This window comes from Culturomica massiliensis, from assembly GCF_900091655.1.
Classification (GTDB): domain Bacteria; phylum Bacteroidota; class Bacteroidia; order Bacteroidales; family Marinifilaceae; genus Culturomica; species Culturomica massiliensis.
In genome coordinates, this window is the sequence record NZ_LT594621.1 from 2,165,676 (window position 1) to 2,184,738 (window position 19,063).

A 19,063-nucleotide genomic window follows, 5' to 3' on the forward strand; every position below is an offset into this window, starting at 1 on the left:
GGCTTCAACGCGGACAAATGTCTGTACAATATCAAACTTTGCTCATTTTTCGATACCAAAGCTGGAAGAAAATTTATAATTTTATGATCGAGAATAAACCCTAAACCTTACAGATCATGGAATATAAAAACAGAACCTATCGGGAACATTTTCGGGAAGGTCGCTGGACCAGCTTTGTCGTAAAATGCAAAGAATCGGACTTGTGGATCGGTATAGATAAAACATCATACCGCCCTGAGATGCCTGAATACAGCAATACATTGATCACAGAACTGCGGGATACCATGGAAAAGTATCTGCAAAAAGATCCCTGTTATCTGACATCACTGGTACCTTACGACGCCAAACCCGATGCTCCGGCCATATTTACACAAATGTCCGAAATCTCCCACCGGACCAATATCGGACCGATGAGTGCCGTTGCCGGTGCCATTGCTCTGTATATTGCAAATGCACTGAAAAGGCATTTCGGAGTTAAAGAAGTAATCATTGAAAACGGAGGGGATATCTATGCCGATATTCTGGAAGACATTGACGTATCGGTATTCGCAGGAGCTTCTCCCCTCTCCGAGAAAGTGGGATTACACATCAACGCGTCACAAGCGCCGTTGGGTATCTGTACCTCTTCCGGTACAGTCGGACCGTCATTAAGCTTCGGAAAAGCCGACGCAGTAATGATTATTTGTAAAGATGTATTGTTAGCTGACAGCTATGCCACCGCCTTTGCTAATTTTGTCAGAAAAGCCGAGGATATAAATCCGGTACTGGAAAAAATCGGAAAAATAGAAGATATTATCTCGGCTGTTCTGATCAAAGACGATAAAATGGGGGCTGTCGGTAAATTTGAACTCAAGTTTTTTAACTAACTTCCGGACATATATACCGGCAGGTTTTACGACCTGCCGTATTTAAAGCTCCGGATCTATATTGTAGTATATATGCTGAGAAAGCTATTAAAAGAGAAAATACTCATCTTAGACGGAGCCACAGGCACGGCTATTCAGAAATTCGGACTGACTGAAAAAGATTTCAGAGGACAACGTTTTGTCACTCACCCGGTAAACCTGAAAGGTAACAACGATATATTGAACCTGACAAAACCGGAAGTCATTCAGTCCATACACCGGTCTTACATAGAAGCAGGTGCTGATATTATCGAAACCAATACGTTCAATTCCAATGCAATCTCCCAGGAAGAGTATCATTGCAGTGAACTGGTATATACGCTGAATTACGAAGGAGCCCGCCTGGCAAAACAAACCGCTTCACTGGCCAATCGTCCGGTATTTGTTGCCGGCAGTATCGGCCCGACCTCCAAAACTCTATCCCTGTCTCCGGACGTCAATCATCCGGAATTCCGTCCGGTAGATTTTGATACCTTGACAGCGGCTTACACGACCCAAATAAATGGATTGATCGACGGCGGAGCCGACTTACTGCTGATTGAAACGGTATTCGACGGACTGAATGCCAAAGCCGCACTGTACGCCATCGACCGGGTACAACAGGAGAAAGGAACGACTATACCGGTCATGGTTTCCGCTACCGTTAACGACAAAAGCGGACGTACCCTGACAGGCCAATCCTTAGAAGCGCTGTACACAGCCCTTGCCCATTACCCGCTATTGAGCTTCGGATTGAATTGTTCGTTCGGAGCTCCCGACCTACAGCCTTTCGTCGAGCGGCTCTCTGCCGTTTTGCCCTGCTATCTGAGCTTATATCCCAACGCCGGACTACCGAACGAGATGGGTGAATACGACGAAAGTCCGGCCTTTACAGCCCAATGCCTGCAAAACATGGCCCGGGAAGGGTTACTGAACATCGCAGGCGGTTGCTGCGGTACCACCCCGGAACACATCCGGGCCATACACGATGCCATGACCGGCATCCCCCCGCGTCAGCCCCAATCCCCAACCTCACACTTGGTTGTCAGCGGTTTGGAACCGGTTGTCGTCGATAAAAACCAAAACAACTTTATCAACATCGGCGAACGTACCAATGTCGCAGGATCGGCAAAATTTGCCAGACTGATTCATGACCGGGCTTATGAAGAAGCAGCCGGCATTGCCCGGAAACAAATTGAGGACGGAGCTTCAGTCATCGATATCAATATGGACGATGCCATGCTGGACAGTGCCAAAGAAATGGCGACATTCACACGCATTATCAGCAACGACCCCGATATCGCCAAAGCCGCCCTGATGATCGATTCGTCCGACTGGAACACCATACTCGCCGGCCTGAAAAATGCACAGGGAAAATGTATCGTCAACTCCATCAGCCTGAAAGAAGGAGAAGGCGAATTTCTGCGTAAAGCATCCGAAATCAGACGTCTGGGGGCTGCCGTCGTCGTTATGGCTTTCGACGAAAAAGGACAGGCCGTAAGCTACGAGCGAAAAATCAGTATTTGCAGCCGGGCCTATCGTCTGCTCACACAGAAAGCCGGATTTCACCCCGAAAACATCATTTTCGACGTCAATATCCTGGCTATAGGCACCGGCCTGGAAGAACACAACAACTATGCTGTAGACTACATACGCGCTGTAAAATGGATCAAGGAAAATCTTCCGGGATGTAAAACCTCCGGAGGAGTCTCCAACCTCTCTTTCTCATTTCGCGGAAACAGTCCGGTAAGAGAAGCCATGCATTCGGTTTTCCTGTATCATGCCATAAACGCCGGTCTGGATATGGCAATCGTCAATCCTTCCATGCTACAGGTATACGACGAAATCGAGCCGGAACTATTGCAAGCGGTTGAAGCCGTCGTACTTAACAAATATCCGGAAGCCACCGAAAAACTGATCGAACTAGCTGAAAAAATCAAAGCAAACAAAACAACAGGAAAAAATATAAAAAACGAAACATGGCGGGAACGCAGCCTGGAAGAACGCCTCAGTTATGCACTCGTAAAAGGTATCAAGGACTATCTTCCCGCCGACATTGAAGAAGCCCTCTCCCGATACCCCTCTCCTGTTGAAATCATCGAAGGCCCTTTGATGAAAGGCATGGATAAAATAGGTACCCTGTTCGGAGAAGGCAAAATGTTTTTACCTCAGGTCGTTAAATCGGCCCGGATTATGAAAGAGGCTGTCGCCATATTACAACCGGAAATCGAACGCCACAACCAAAGCGGTAACCGGAATATTAAACGAAATAAAATTGTAATCGCAACAGCCAAAGGAGATGTTCACGATATCGGGAAAAACATCGTCAGTATCGTACTGACCTGTAACAATATGGAAGTTATCGATCTGGGAGTCATGGTCGACAACCAACGCATCCTGGAAGCAATACACACCTACAAGCCCGACGTTATCGGAATCAGCGGACTCATCACGCCCTCCCTGAGTGAAATGGAAGCCTTGTGTGAATTGTTACAAAAAGAAAACATCCGGATACCGTTAGTGGTAGGAGGTGCAACCACTTCCTCCGTACACACGGCCGTCAAACTGGCCCCCAAATACAACTATGGGGTGATACACGGAGGAGATGCCTCCCGGACCGCCGGAATAATCAAACGCTTTCTACAACACCCGGATGCCTACCTTCAGGAAATAAAAACCGAACAGGCTAAAATCCGCGAAGCTTACCGGCTATCACATACGGAATGTATTTCCTATCCGGAAGCGATTTCCCGAAAACCGATATTCACCCCGGAAAGTTACAGACAACCGGAAAATTTTGGGGAACACAACTTAACCGTAAAACACTTAGACCTGGGAGAACTCGCAGAACGCATCGACTGGACGCCTTTTTTTCATTTCTGGGGATTCAAAGGTAAATTTCCGGAAATCATCTACACCCGGGAAGAAGCCGAAAAAACCTATCAGGCAGCCCTCGAAATGCTCGGCCGGATCATTGCCGGCCAGGAATTCGATGCTTCACTCGTCGTACGTTTTTTCAATGCTCATACGGAAAACGACACCATTATTCTCGATAACGGACACAGATTACCGATGCTACGGCAACAAAGCGACAGTCCGGTTTGCCTCTGCCTGTCGGATTTTATCTCTCCACAAGCTGATCAACCGAGTACGATCGGTGTTTTTTGCCTGAAAGTATCGGACCGGCACAACTGTCCGGACTGCCGGGATTTCGAGCATTTGCTTCGGGAAAGTCTCTGTGCCCGCCTGACAGAAGCTTTAGCCGTATGGATGCAGGAACAAGTAAATGACGGATTACAGATGATCCGGCCGGCCTTCGGCTATCCGGCCTGTCCCGACCACTCCCTGAAAAAAGAAGTATTCGAACTATTGGATGCCCCGGAAAAAATAGGCGTTACCCTGACCCCTTCCTATGCTATCACACCTTCGACCAGCATTTGCGGTATGCTCATCGCACACCCGGAAGCCCGGTATTTCGGTATCGGAGAAATCGGACCGGATCAGTTTGCGGCTTATTGTAAAAACAAAGGAATATCAGAAACAGAGGGGAAACGCCTATTAAGCCATATTATAAAATAGCAACTGCCCGTAAAGGCGGATATCCGTAAAACCAGAACGGAAGTATGCGAAATTAAAAAAACACCCGGACCCGTTTTTACATACAAACAATCATTTTAATAAACCGACAATGAAAATAACAGATATATTAAATCGGGAAGCAAGCCCGTTTGCTTCCTTCGAATTGGTTCCTCCCCTGCGGGGCAGCGATGTACATAAACTATATGAATCCATAGAACCCCTGATGGATTTCAATCCTCCTTTTCTCAATATCACCTTCCATCGGGATGAAATCGAATTTCGCCCAAAACCGGACGGTACATTCGAAAAAATTACGGTCACGAAACGTCCCGGATCAGTCGCTATTGCAGCCGCTATTATGAAAAAATTCAAAATAGAGGTAGTCCCCCACCTGATTTGTGGAGGTGCTTCAAAACATAAACTCGAAAACGACCTGATTGATCTCAACTTTCTGGATATCCAAAATGTTGTCGCCCTTCGCGGAGACGCAATACCCGGTCAAAAATTTTTCACCCCCGAACCGGATGGCTACCGATATAGTTGTGAACTGGTAGAGCATATCCACAACATGAACCGGGGTAAATACCTGGACACCACCTTAACCGATACCGTCCCGACCAATTTCTGCATCGGAGTAGCCGGCTATCCAGAAAAACATTACGAAGCACCGAATGCCGAAACCGACATCTGCAACCTCAAACACAAAGTACAGGCCGGAGCCGATTACATCGTTACTCAAATGTTTTTCGACAACACCAGATTTTTCAGCTTCGTTGAAAAATGCAGGGCTGCAGGGATTACGGTCCCCATCATACCCGGATTAAAACCGATTTCCACTCAAAAACATATCGAAATGCTTCCACGCACATTCAGCATCGATATCCCGGAAGAACTGATGAAAGAAATCCGGAAATGCAAAGACAATAAAGAAATCTATCAAGTCGGTATCGAATGGTGTACCATGCAAAGTAAAGAACTATTGTCCCGGGGCGCTCCGGCAATCCATTACTACACCATGGGCAAAGCCGACAATATCCGTAAAATCCTGACTGCCGTATTCTAAACTCATAATAAGTGATAGGAACAATATTATTTGTTCCTATCAACTTCTGCTAAGGCAACACAATCCGGTCTATCACATAAGGATTATACCCCAATTTCAAAATATTTTTTGCCTCCCTTTGCCGGATTGAGTTCGAAATATCAAAATGCAAAGCCTGCAAAATATAATAAATCCGATTCATCAAATCCCGGGAAAAAGGACAACATCCATTGTTGATAAAATAGGTATGAAGAGAATCTCTAAACCAACCGGATGTACTGCCCGAACTCAAAATATTAGCATCTTCAAAGACAATCTTACACAACAATTCCAAAGGAATAATTTCTTTTCCGTTTACCCACATAGGCAAAGTAAGGGCTGCAAACGGATAAAGAGCCGGCTGATACAACCGGGAACCGTAATCGATTTCTATGGGTTTCTTCTCTTCCCAACAAGAAACGACAATATACGTTTTCTCTTTCAGATCTACAACCCGGAAAGACTCTTTATAATAAGGTCCGGCAACCACTCTTACTCCGTAAGGATAATAAAGCATCAATGTCTTCTTATTCATAACTTTTTTCTTTATAGCATACACATACTTGAACATTCTTTTTACCCCAGAACGCACAGAAGTCCTATAAAGCTAGAAGTTATATTTCGTTAAAAATTTGTTTTCACTTTATATAAAACACACAGTTTAAGTTAAATAACACACATATTTGTAAAAATAATTTTAATTATCATATAAAGTGTAAAAATAAAATAGGTACGAATCATTCATAGACAACATTAATAATTATATGAAACTAAATATATTAGAGAAAAAGAAGATTTTTTTTATTATTTACCGATTTACAGAAAACAATATTGATAAAAAACGGTATCATTATACATCTGCATAATTATCATAAACTTACAAATAAAACATACTTTATCTTTACATATAATTGTTTTTAACTTCGTTTTTTACTCATTTTTCTGCAACTTTTAAAAAATATTTAAAACAAACTTCATTTTATCACACCTACCGACGGCACCTTTGAAAACATACCATATTTTAAAACCATACAACAATTTTATTTCTGTACTCTTTCTGTGCAGCACACTTTTCCGTCGATAGCATCTCCGGAATCTTACAAATTTACTTTTGTATAAAATTAATCATATTTTAAATCTTTGATTGTAAATTCTAAATTATCTTTAATCTAAAATCCACAATTTCCGAATCCCGGGTTTTCATCCGCCTTCCCATTAAAAATACGATACAAAACATTAGCAATAAGCCCATTACCGGCCCCGTCTTTCATGTAACATTATTGTAACAAAAGCGTAACATCAGCTTCACAATGCCTTTGTAATATTGCAACAGGAAAACAGAGATCAATTAAACGACAATAAAATGAACAAATTCTTAATTATTATTCTGGCTTTAGCCTTAACGGCATGCGGTAATTCGAAAAAATCGGGGAAAAATACGGCTTCAGACATCACCCTTACGGGAGCCGGCGCAACATTCCCTTTGCCTTACTACAATCTGGCCTTCAAAACGTATAAAGATTCGACCGGAGTTAGCGTAACCTACGGAGGAATCGGCAGTGGCGGAGGAATCAGAAGCTTAAAAGACAAAATTGTCGACTTTGCCGGAAGCGATGCTTTTCTATCTGCAAAAGAAATGGAAGAAATGCCAGCTCCCACCATTCATATCCCGACTTGCATGGGAGCTGTCGTACTGGCCTATAATCTCCCCGAAGTAAAAGACCTGCGGTTGAACGGTAAAATTATCGCCGATATATACCTGGGAAAAATCAACCGTTGGAACGATTCTCAAATACAGGCGGTCAATCCCGGCATTACACTTCCGGATAAAGCCATCAATGCCGTATATCGGTCGGACGGCAGTGGAACCACCTATGTTTTCAGCGATTATCTGTCAAAAGTGAGTCAGGATTGGAATACCCAGGTCGGTACCGGAAAAGCGTTAAAATGGCCGGCAGGTATTGCAGCTAAAGGTAATCCCGGAGTTGCAGGAACCATCAGCCAAACAGAAGGTGCCATCGGTTACATCGGATCCGAATATGCATTTGCCTTAAAAATACCCGTTGCCCTCTTACAGAACAAAGCAGGTAATTTCATTACTCCAAGCACTGAAAGCATATCCGCAGCAGCTCAGACGGAACTACCGGCAGACACGCGCACGATGATAACCGATTCTCCGGCGGCCGATGCTTATCCGATCAGTTGCTTTACCTGGATCCTCATCTATAAAGAGCAAAACTATAACAACCGGAAAAAAGAACAAGCTGAAGCTACGGTAAAACTGTTGAACTGGATGCTGGGAGACGAAGCACAAAGCCTGACCACAAAAGTACACTACTCTCCGCTACCGGTCAGTGCCAAAGATAATGCAAAACTTTTGCTGCAATCGGTAACTTATAATGGAATTCCCCTTTCTGAATAATATTTCATACTCAACATCATTGTAAATGCGGGATTATATTTTTAAACGGCTCCTATTTGTCTGCGCCCTGATTATCATACTGATATGCGGAGGAATGTTCTACTCCTTAATCAGCGGAGCGACTCCGGCCTTCGAGCATTTCGGATTCTTCCGGTTCATCGGTTCCACCGAATGGGACCCGCATCCGGATGCAGAACAATACGGAGCCTTATCTTTCATCACCGGTACGGTACTTACTTCGTTTCTGGCATTGCTGTTTTGTATCCCTTTCTCCCTGCCGGTAGCTTTATTCACCGGAGAGTATTTCAAAGGTAAAAAAATCGCTTCTGTCATCAGTGCCGTCATAGATCTGTTAGCCGGTATTCCTTCTATCGTCTACGGTTTATGGGGATTTTACACCTTACGTCCGCTGATCACCGACCTCGGTTTATCTTCACAAGGCTTCGGAATACTCACGGCCTCCCTCGTTCTGGCCATCATGATTATTCCCTACGCAGCCTCACTGAGTTCCGAATTTATCTCCATGGTGCCCAAAGAACTGAAAGAAGGTGCTTACAGTCTGGGAGCGACCCGCCTGGATGTCATCCGTAACGTTATTTTTCCGGTTTCCGGATCGGGTATCTTCGCCAGCTATATACTGGCATTGGGAAGAGCCTTGGGAGAAACAATGGCAGTCACCATGCTGATCGGGAATACAAACAACCTTCCCGACTCACTGACAGCTACCGGTAACACCATGGCCAGTGTCATCGCCAACCAATTCGGAGAAGCGGATGGTCTGAAACTGAGTTCTCTGATTGGAATCGGCTTACTCCTATTCCTGATTACCGCTATAATCAACTTTATCGGTAAAATGATTATGAAAGTATATAGCTGATGATTTCCCCGATGTATTTGGATATGAACAGACAAAACCGACAGATAACCGCTTAAAAAAGAACATATGTCAGCATTAGGTTACCGAACATTTAAAGACCGGCTCTTTTTCTGGAGTGTCTGCTTTTTCGCTTCTCTTACAGCTATTCCCCTATTCTTAATCATTTGGGAAGTTGTCAAAAAGGGATACAAACAAATCAACCTCCGTTTTTTCGTAGAAACAGCTCCGAGTACATTGGACGCCATGCTTGCCCGCAATAGCGGTGAACTGATTCCAGGCGGTATTGCCAACGGCATTACCGGTACATTGATGATGGTAGCCATGGCCTCTGTTATCGCTATCCCGGTTGGTATTTTGGGAGGTGTATACCTGGCCGAAAAGCCGAAAGCCGTCTTTACTTCCGTTATCCGTTTTCTGACAGACCTGGTGCAAGGAAGTCCGTCGATAGTGATCGGTATCATTGCTTACAGTTGGGTTGTAAAACCCTTGGGCAGTTATTCCGCCATTGCCGGAAGTACAGCACTGGCCATTATGATGCTCCCCCTGATCATCCGCTCCACGGAAGAGACATTGAAAATGCTGCCCGGAAGCTTAAAGGAAGCCGGACTGGCACTAGGTTGTTCGTACACCAGTGTTGTAATAAAAGTATTGATTCCTTCGGCATTCGGAGGCTTGTTTACCGGCATACTACTGGCCATCTCCCGGGTTATGGGAGAAACAGCTCCTCTGATGCTGACGGCCTTGGGCAGTTCCGCCATCAACTGGGATGTACTCCAACCGACAAGTGCAGTACCGCTGCTGATCTGGGAGTTTTACAACGATCCCAACCTGATTGATATGATCTGGAGCTCATCATTATTCTTACTTTTATTGATACTGGTACTGAATATCATTGCCAAACAGGTAGCTAAAAAATGGAAAACGGCTTAATAATTAAAATGAAAATCATCTATGATTCCTATTGAAGATCCTATATTACAACTGAAACACGTCTCCATATCTTACACTCCCGGTAAAAATGCCGTGAATGACGTAAATGCCGACATAAAAAAGAAGCGGATTACGGCTATCATGGGCCCTTCCGGATGCGGTAAGAGCACCCTTCTCCGGGCCATCAACCGGATGCACGAACTATACCCGGATATCCGGATATCGGGAGAAATTCTGATGGACAACCGGAACATTTTAAAAATGAACCCCATGGAAGTAAGACGGATTGCCGGCATGGTATTCCAACGTCCCAACCCGTTTCCGACCATGAGCATTTACGATAATGTACTCGCCGGTTATAAACTGAACGGAATCCGTCTTTCCAAACGTGAAAAAGACGAACTGGTAGAAAACTGCCTGACAAACGTCGGACTTTGGAACGAAGTAAAAGATTCCCTGCTCAAAAAAGGCACTTTCCTCTCCGGCGGACAGCAACAACGGCTTTGCATCGCAAGGGCTCTGGCTCTGAAACCAGAAGTCTTACTGATGGACGAACCGACCTCAGCCCTGGACCCGATTGCCACCAATCGCATAGAAGAACTATTATTGCAATTAAAAGAAGAGGTTACCATCATCATTGTAACCCACAATATGTCCCAGGCAGCACGGATTTCCGACTATTCCATGTTTATGTACCTCGGAGAACTGATCGAATATGACAAAACCAAAAACATGTTCACCAATCCGAAAGACAAAAGGACAGAAGAATACCTCAACGGACAATTCGGCTAATCCCCGGACAACAGACATTTTAGCTATGAACATAAGAGAAAAATTTTTTGAAAGAATCAACCAGGACTTTGAAGTCTTGTCGAAAATAGTCATCCAGCAAATCAATCAAACGGCCAGATTATTGGATGATAACTCCGATCCGGAGTTATATACCGAAATAGACAACACAGAACGCATCATCGACAGCCTGGATGTCAAACTGCGCAACGAAGTGATAAACGTCATCGTCCTCTATAGTCCGCGAGCGACAGACCTGCGCAAAATCATGTCCTACTACGATATGACGGCTTACCTCGAACGCATCGGCGACCTGCTGATGAACATAAGGAGATTCATGCAGCAAATCGATTTGAAAGGAGCTGTCTTCCCTCATTTTCACGCAGATTTATCAAAATTACTGTCATCAGCCGAAAACATGACACAAAATGCTATATTTGCTTTTACATGCCAGGATAATAAATTGGCTAAAGATACGATTGATTTGGACGATATGGTCGACACCTTACACCACGACATCATCCGGCGGCTGCGCGGCTACGGCAATCAGACACTGAAAGAGCAGCATCTGACCGATATTCTTTGCCTCAGCGGAATCTCCTACAACATTGAACGTATCGGAGACAATGCGACAAATATTGCAGAAGCTGCCATATACCTGATGGAAGGAAAAAATATCAAACACCGGGAAAATGAAGGAAAAGACATTCTGATGGCCGGAAGCGAAGGGGAAATGAGAGACCAATAACTTCAATCTTTTAACTTTGGATTATACAGTATTATGGAACGTAAAAAAATTTTAGTCGTCGACGATGAAGAGGATTTATGCGAAATCCTGCAGTTCAATCTCGAAAGCGAAGGCTTTGCCGTAGATATCGCCAATTCTGCCGAAGAAGCACTTAAAATCATTTCTGCCGACTATCAGCTTGTCCTGTTGGATGTCATGATGGAAGGCATGTCCGGATTCAAAATGGCAGAAAAAGTACGTAAAGAATTGCATCTGAATGTACCGATAATCTTCCTGACAGCCAAAGATACGGAAAACGATATGCTCACCGGCTTCAGCCTGGGAGCGGACGACTATATTCCCAAACCGTTTTCCATCAAAGAAGTCAGCGCCAGAGTGAAAGCCGTCTTAAAAAGAAGCGGAAACGCCGATATACCGGAAATAAAACGTATTGTGGAAGCGGGCGACCTATTGATCGACCTGACAACCAAAAATGTAACGTTAAACGGAAAATCCATACTGTTGACGAAAAAAGAATTCGAAATACTCAGTACAATGGCACAATCTCCGGGACGCATATTCTCCAGAGAGGATTTTCTGAGCAAAGTCTGGAATGATGACGGTTATGTACTGGAAAGAACCGTCGATGTACACATCACCCGATTGCGTAAAAAACTCGGCGATTTCGGAAAACACATCATCAATCGTTCCGGCTACGGCTATTGCTTTGAACTTTAAAATTAACAACATCATATCACCCGGTGAGTCCTGCAAGGACCGGCCGGAATAAACCATAAACCGTATTCTCCATGCGTTTATCTTATAAAAAGAAACTGTTCCTCTATTTCTTCCTGGTATTCACCGTATTTACAGCGGTTATCGTTCTCGTTCAAAGAAACCGGGAAAAAATATACAAAACGGAAAACCTGCGTACCAACTTGAATGCTTACGCAGAAGTCATCGCCAATTATATCCAAAAGAAAAATCTGCATTCTGTAACAGAGATGGATTCTGTTAATCAGATACTCTCCCTGCTCCCTCCTGATTTACGAGTCACCATTGTCGATCAGAAAGGAGAAGTACTATTCGATAACACCGTTATCGATGACCGGGAATTGGAAAATCACCTGAGCCGGCCCGAAATATCTTCGGCACTCATCCACGGCAACGGCTCAACCATCCGTTTCTCGGCCACCAACGACATGGACTACTACTACTACGCACGCTTCACCGCACCCTACTTTACCCGCGTAGCCCTTCCTTATAACATCACTCTCAAAGATTTCCTGGAAGGCGACAACATCTTCATGTACTTTATCGTATTGCTTTTCTTCATTGCCCTGATATCCCTATTGTATCTGGCCGACCGTTTCGGGAGGGCAATTACAGGACTTAACGAATTTATCACGTCTGCTGAAAACGACCAGCCCGATTACGATAAAATCAGCTTCCCGGATACGGAATTAGGAGAAATCGGAAATAAAATCATTGCAAACTATAAATTGTTGCAGGAAAGCAAAAATCAGCTCAATCAGGAAAAAGAAAAATTACTCCGCCATTTTCATTACTCGGAAGAAGGAATTTGTATTTTCACCGCCGACCAGAAAAAAATTTATGCCAACACCCACTTTATCCAATACGTCAATACCATATTGGACGAACCGACATTCGACGTTGATATGATCCTCGAGGAACCGGATTTCAAAGACCTGCGGATATTCCTGAAAAAACATACCCCTGTCAATCCGCAAGCCAACACCCTTCCCATCTATCAAAGCAAAATATCGAAAAACGGTAAGCACTTCGCCGTCAAATTACTGATATTCACAGACAATTGTTTCGAAATCACCCTGAACAATATTTCCTCCTCAGAAAAAAACCGGCTGTTGAAACAGGAAATGACCAATAACATTGCCCATGAATTAAAAACACCGGTAAGCAGCATACGGGGATACATCGAAACACTACTGGAACAGCAAAACATCGATCCGGCCAAACAAAAATTTTTCCTGGAACGTACCTATACCCAGGTCATTCGTCTCTCCGAACTGATACGGGACGTTGCTCTGATTACCAAAACCGAAGAAGCGGCGGATCTATTTGAAAAAGAAGACGTAAACATCAGGGACACGATCAACGAAGTCACCAACGACCTGCAAAATCAAATTCAGAACAACCGCATCACAGTACAGAATCACGTTGAAGAAGCAGTCGAAATTGAAGGAAATCATACCTTGTTATATTCCATTTTCCAAAACCTGATCGATAATGCGATCAACTACGCCGGAGAAGGCATCACCATCAGTATCGACAAATATGCAGAAGACAATGAATTCTACTATTTCTCCCTGTACGACACAGGACGTGGGGTAGACGAAGCTCATCTCGAACGGATATTCGATCGCTTCTATCGTATAAACGAAGGCCGGAGCCGGAAAAACGGAGGTTCGGGATTAGGCCTGTCCATCGTAAAAAATGCCGTATTATTCCATAAAGGACAGATTTCCGCCAAAAACCGGAAAAGCGGCGGACTGGAATTTATATTCTCCTTACGCAAAAGATTGTTTTAAATAAATCTAAACCAAAGGTAAAACAGCAGAGAAGCGACTCCCCTTTCCGGCCTGAGAAACAACTTCAATACGGCCGGAAAGTCTCTCCATAATCACTTTACTGATAGCAAGCCCCAAGCCCGTACCTTGGGCAAATTCATCTGTCTTATAAAAACGATCAAAAATCAACATCAGATGTCCCTCATCTATTCCCCGTCCGGAATCTTCTACATACACAACCACTTCCTGTTCCTCCCGCCGGATCTCACAGCCCAAAGTTATATAGCCTTCTGACGTAAATTTATTCGCATTACTTAAAAAATTGGAAATCACCTGGTTAAAACGAAGCTTGTCGATATTCACCCGAACCGGCAACTCCTCTTCCATCACCAGATTAAATTGTAAATGAGAATGGAGTACGACCTGATGAGTACGGTATATTTCCTTCAACACCTTCGTAAGATCGTACTCCTCGATATGAAACTCCATATTCCCGGAATCCAGACGGGATATTTCCAACACATCTCCGATCAGCTTAAGTAAGGAATCTGAACTTTGATTAATAATCGAGAGAATTTCCTTTCTTTCATCCTCGCCGACAGCAGAATCTTCACTAAGCAACAAATTGGTAAAACCCACAATCGCATTCAAAGGTGTGCGGATTTCATGACTCATATTCGCCAGAAACGATTGCTTCAACTCCGCTTGTTCGGCCAATTCTTTCGCTTTGATCAATTCCTGCTCACGCTCCACCACCCCCTGGATGCTCTGGATAATACCGGCTATAATTAATTGTCCCGCATTATCCGTCATACTATTGCAACGGATCTCATACCACCGGTATGCCTGACTATCGTCAAAGCACAATCGCAAACGCTGAATAACAATACGCCGCCCGTGAATTTCCCCGAATACCCGATGAATAAAAATCAAATCCTCAGGATGAACGAATTTCAAAAAATCCGTTAAGACATAAACCAGTTGCGATATCCCGGTCAATGCTATAATATTCCGGTCGAAATGCAACTCCTTTCCCCTGATATTCCACAACGAAATATGACCGCCGTGAATCGAAAGCGATAAATGCTCCTGAATTTTTTTCAAAGCTTTCATATCCATTCGCTCCATCCGCGACTTATAACGCACCTGAACTAAACTGACGACCAAAACGATAAACACAACCACAAACAACCCAAAACCGATATACAAATCCTTGCGATAACGGACATAAAACGGATAATTGATAACTTTTGTCCCCAACGGAATATATTTCGCATCAAATACATCGAAAACAGAGAAATAAGTCCAATCAATAACATACTCCTTTTTCAAGGGTTGTATTTTAGGCTCTTCTATATTTTTTCCCAACAATAACGGCAATGCCAACTGCGCAGCGGCAGCGGCCGAATTCTCGTCTGTCGCCATATATCCCCCGATAATCTTCAGTTGTTCGTTAAAGCCCTCCCGAATACAACTGAAAGCCGGGATATTCAAAATATAAGGCACCAAAACAATATCCGAACGATCCATTAAAAACGTCTGATAATACTGGGTATCTTTCAATTGACTCATAGCGGTTATCATGGAAAATCCCTGCATATAACGAAACGGAAAAAGATCGATGGTAGGAGCAATCTTCTCTCTTAGTTTGAAATTCGGATATTCCGGAATCGAATCCCATTCCAGCAGCTTTTTTATCTTCTCATAAATCACTTCATTACCGATTCCCCATTCCCTGCCCCAAAAATGAATACTGTTTCTGTCTACCTGTTCTTTCAGAACCTTGTACGACTGACGCCCCAGATAGGTCAGTTCCAGATTGTAAATGATATTGATATTGTCCCGGTTATACAACCTCCGGATGAAATCTATATTTTTTTGAAAATCAGGCACATCACTAAGCATATAAACCCGGTCGTCCTTATAATTTTCAAGTACCGGCCCGTTGGGATAATGCACATTACAAAGAATCACCGGAAGCTCTTTCAGGATAGGATGCTCCGTCATCAGTAAAGCATACGAAGACTGATCGCCCACTGCCAGTAATAAATCAGGCATATCATCCGCCAATGTATTCAGAAAGCTCCTTGTCTTCTCAATTTCCTGCTGCTCATTCAATGGCCCGCAATCCAGATAAAACACCTGTGTTTCTACCTCCACACCGTCCTGACTCAATTGTTTCTCCAGCAATTCCTGAAATTTTCCGTACACACCGGTATCCTCCGTAAAAGAATGCAACAAAACAATCCGCCTCTTTACCTCCTCTTTATTTTGAATTCCCCAATACCATATCCCCCCAAATAAAAGACAGAAAAGAACCGCACAAAAAAAATAACTGTATCTCCTTCTTACCGAAATCATCTATTGTATCAGCGAATTAAAATAATATGGCACAGTAACCGTCACCCCGGACGGCAATTTCCCTACTCCTGCCGGATGATGAAATCATATCAACTACCGGTAATAGCGATTGCGAATATAAAAATTATTCCCCGAATCTAAGCTTTTCTAAAACAGGAAAATAACGGAATTAACTCAATACCCGTAAAACAACAGATCATATCGGACCGGATCCGTTTTTTCGGATGGTATCGTTTAAAACGACAAAGTCCGGATGGTTTACCGGCACACCGGAAACAAAAAGCAGGAAAATGAATCGGAAAGGAGCTGACAAAAGTAAAACGAATCGTACCGAACTGAGATACAAAATAAATCAGGGGAATAGTACTGCAAATGCCTACGTACATTTGCAGCACTATTTTCCCCTTCCTATCGGTAATTATTTATTTTTAACGTATTTTTCCAACCACCGGTAAGTTTCCCACGCTTGATGCAATATGGATTCTTTGGCTACATAACCGTGACTTTCATAAGGCAGCAACACCAAACGCACCGTACCGCCGTTCCCCCGGAGAGCCGTATACAAACGCTCGCTTTGCATCGTGAAAGTACCCGTATTATTGTCGGCTTGTCCGTGAATCAGTAAAATCGGAGTCTTCAATTTATCCGCTTTTACAAAAGGCGACATTTTCAGATAAACCTCCGGAGCTTCCCAAAAAGTACGCATTTCATTTTGGAAACCAAAAGGAGTCAGTGTCCGGTTATAGGCTCCGCTGCGGGCTATGCCGGCCGCAAACAGATCACAATTGGCCAATAGATTGGCTGTCATAAAAGCACCGTAGGAATGACCGCCCACAGCCATTCGTTTCGGATCACCTACTCCCATCTCCACCAGCTTATCGACAGCCGCTTTGGCATTGGCAACCAGTTGTTCGACATAAGTATCGTTAGGCTCTTTTTCACCTTCTCCGATAATGGGGAACGAAGCGTTGTTCAATACGGCATAACCTTCCGCCACCCAAAGGATCGGGGACGTCCGGGTATAACGGATAAATTGATTCGGGGCATCCCTTCGCTGGCCGGCATTGGCACTGCTTTTATACTCCGAAGGATAAGCCCAGATCAAAACCGGCAAAGGTCCGTTCTCCTTCTTATACCCGGCAGGTAAAAACAACGTTCCACTCAACTTCACGCCATCGTTCCGGGTATACTCGACCACCTGTTTGGTTACCCCCTTCATCCCCGGATAAGGATCGGGAAAATCAGTCAAAGCCACCTGTTTTTTCTTTTTGAAATTCACCAGATAATAATTCGGTGCTTCTGTATTGGATTCCCTGGAAGTAATGATTTCCCCTTTGAGCAAATCCGGATAAGCCACCGGATACTCGTACCAGGGATCCTCCGATTGCCACAAACGGGTGGTTCGGTTCGTCCCCAACCGACGGGCATCAATAAACGGATAAGCACCCCGGGGCGAGTATCCGCGCCCGCTGAAATACACCGTCTTATATTTATCACCGCTAAACACCACATATTGTCCGAAAGCATTTTTAGTCGTAACCAACCTACCGCAATCCGCATACAAATCCTCTGCACTCTGATCGTAAACAACCTGCATTTTTCCCGGTTCGGAAGGATCGAACAGACAACATTTTTTCTGACGGGTATCGTAATCATACGTCATCAAAAAAGCATGCCGGGCATCCCCCCAAAAAATATCGTCATATCGTTTCTCCGTTTTTACCAGCTCCCGGGCCTGACCTTCAAAAGGAGCTTCCAGAAACATCACCCGGTCCCGGAATTCCGCCTTAACCTTACCGTTTCCGCCATCCAAAGGCTCTACCCAATACAGGGTTGCCGGTTGATCGGCCCGCCAATCGTATCCGCGAGGCTCGGGAGAAGCCGAATTATTACTGATATACTCATATTCTACCAAAGGTTTCTGATAAACCTGCTTCACCGACTTCCCTTCCGGATCCCGGATCTCAATTGTAGACGGGAAAAAAGTATACGGAACAACATACGAATAAGGACGGTTCAGATACCGTACCAAAAGATATTTTCCATCCGGAGAATAAGTTGCCGGCAGATACACCGCTGCTTTTCCGTTCGGCATAAACTCTCCGTTATCGGCAGATACGATACCCAGCTCCGAGGTAGCGTAATAATCGAACACCGATTCACTGTACGCATCAGTCAGTAAATCCTGATATGTCGGCGCCTGATTGCTCTTTCCTTCGCTCGTCTGAATGACGGGAACGATATTCTGCATCTTATCCGCAGGCATTGCTCCCCGGTTCGCAGGAATCAAAGCTACCACAAGGTACTTACTGTCGGGTGACCAACTATACATCCCCGGCCCGAAAAAGAAATTCAGCTTTCGTCCGGTCAGCAACCGGGCCCTCAAGTCGGCAACATCTACCACCCATAAATAAATACCGTCCGGCCGCTCTTCACAAACAGCGACACGGCTGCCATCCGGCGACCACTTATAACTAATCAGGTTGACATCCGCCGGAAAACCGGTAATCACGCCCTCCTTCACTTTCTTTCCCGGTAAAGATTTGATTTCCAGTTCTTTTATTTTTGTCCTCATCTTCGGACAATTCGTTGCAGCCAACACACGCCGGCCGGCCAGTTTCAACTCGGCTTGAGCCTGCTCCCGGATCGCAGGAATATCCGTTTGCCGGATAATCAGATAACAATCCATACGCGGACTGAGAGAGAAAGCCGGAGTAGCCGGAGCAAGAACCAAATCTTCCACGGCTTTCGGCGGATGCTGATAACCGCTCTGTCCCAGCGTCGGAAGAGCCGGCAAAGCAAATAACAGACCTAAAAAAACAGAAAAAAATGTATTTCGCATAATCGTATCAATTATATGGTTC

13 protein-coding genes are annotated in these 19,063 nt (G+C 44.4%); 10 read left to right on the plus strand and 3 right to left on the minus strand.

Annotation, left to right across the window (positions count from 1 at the left end):
- Positions 1 to 116: 116 nt before the first annotated feature.
- The 3 genes from BN8908_RS10530 to metF all read left to right on the plus strand — a co-directional run bounded on the left by BN8908_RS10530 (position 117) and on the right by metF (position 5,526).
- On the plus strand, positions 117 to 866 hold the full coding sequence (locus BN8908_RS10530) for a UPF0280 family protein (RefSeq protein WP_021987414.1): 750 nt from the start codon (positions 117 to 119) through the stop codon (positions 864 to 866).
- Between the two features lie 72 nt (positions 867 to 938).
- Positions 939 to 4,463: a methionine synthase gene (metH, locus tag BN8908_RS10535; protein WP_068690498.1), complete on the plus strand. Its 3,525-nt coding sequence runs from the start codon at positions 939 to 941 to the stop codon at positions 4,461 to 4,463.
- Between the two features lie 109 nt (positions 4,464 to 4,572).
- Positions 4,573 to 5,526 carry a methylenetetrahydrofolate reductase [NAD(P)H] gene (metF, locus tag BN8908_RS10540; RefSeq protein ID WP_021987412.1) on the plus strand — a complete coding sequence of 318 codons (954 nt, stop codon included), beginning with the start codon at positions 4,573 to 4,575 and terminating at the stop codon, positions 5,524 to 5,526.
- 49 nt (positions 5,527 to 5,575) lie between these two features.
- Here the strand turns inward: metF and BN8908_RS10545 are convergent, their stop codons facing one another.
- Positions 5,576 to 6,079 carry a hypothetical protein gene (locus BN8908_RS10545; protein ID WP_021987411.1) on the minus strand — a complete coding sequence of 168 codons (504 nt, stop codon included), beginning with the start codon at positions 6,077 to 6,079 and terminating at the stop codon, positions 5,576 to 5,578.
- A gap of 828 nt (positions 6,080 to 6,907) precedes the next feature.
- On the opposite strand from BN8908_RS10545, the gene pstS reads away from it, so the two are divergent.
- The 7 genes from pstS (at position 6,908) to BN8908_RS10580 (ending at position 13,859) form a co-directional block, all read left to right on the plus strand.
- Positions 6,908 to 7,966, plus strand: coding sequence for a phosphate ABC transporter substrate-binding protein PstS (gene pstS / locus BN8908_RS10550; RefSeq protein WP_068690500.1), 1,059 nt, complete (start codon positions 6,908 to 6,910; stop codon positions 7,964 to 7,966).
- Between the two features lie 25 nt (positions 7,967 to 7,991).
- On the plus strand, positions 7,992 to 8,843 hold the full coding sequence (gene pstC, locus BN8908_RS10555) for a phosphate ABC transporter permease subunit PstC (protein ID WP_021987408.1): 852 nt from the start codon (positions 7,992 to 7,994) through the stop codon (positions 8,841 to 8,843).
- A gap of 66 nt (positions 8,844 to 8,909) precedes the next feature.
- Entirely contained in the window at positions 8,910 to 9,773 is an 864-nt protein-coding gene (pstA, locus tag BN8908_RS10560; protein WP_068690501.1) for a phosphate ABC transporter permease PstA, read from the plus strand.
- Positions 9,774 to 9,794: 21 nt separating this feature from the next.
- Complete coding sequence (gene pstB, locus BN8908_RS10565; RefSeq protein ID WP_021987406.1) at positions 9,795 to 10,565, plus strand: phosphate ABC transporter ATP-binding protein PstB; 771 nt, start codon at positions 9,795 to 9,797, stop codon at positions 10,563 to 10,565.
- Between the two features lie 25 nt (positions 10,566 to 10,590).
- Positions 10,591 to 11,310, plus strand: coding sequence for a phosphate signaling complex PhoU family protein (locus BN8908_RS10570; protein ID WP_021987405.1), 720 nt, complete (start codon positions 10,591 to 10,593; stop codon positions 11,308 to 11,310).
- A 33-nt stretch (positions 11,311 to 11,343) separates the two neighbouring features.
- The gene (locus BN8908_RS10575; protein WP_021987404.1) at positions 11,344 to 12,027 is read left to right on the plus strand and encodes a response regulator transcription factor; all 684 of its coding nucleotides are present in this window, start codon (positions 11,344 to 11,346) and stop codon (positions 12,025 to 12,027) included.
- 71 nt (positions 12,028 to 12,098) lie between these two features.
- A complete protein-coding gene (locus BN8908_RS10580) occupies positions 12,099 to 13,859 on the plus strand; it encodes a sensor histidine kinase (protein WP_068690502.1) in 1,761 nt (586 codons plus the stop codon).
- Between the two features lie 6 nt (positions 13,860 to 13,865).
- Here the strand turns inward: BN8908_RS10580 and BN8908_RS10585 are convergent, their stop codons facing one another.
- Complete coding sequence (locus BN8908_RS10585) at positions 13,866 to 16,199, minus strand: sensor histidine kinase (protein WP_068690503.1); 2,334 nt, start codon at positions 16,197 to 16,199, stop codon at positions 13,866 to 13,868.
- 418 nt (positions 16,200 to 16,617) lie between these two features.
- A complete protein-coding gene (locus BN8908_RS10595) occupies positions 16,618 to 19,041 on the minus strand; it encodes an alpha/beta hydrolase family protein (protein WP_068690505.1) in 2,424 nt (807 codons plus the stop codon).
- Positions 19,042 to 19,063: the final 22 nt, after the last annotated feature.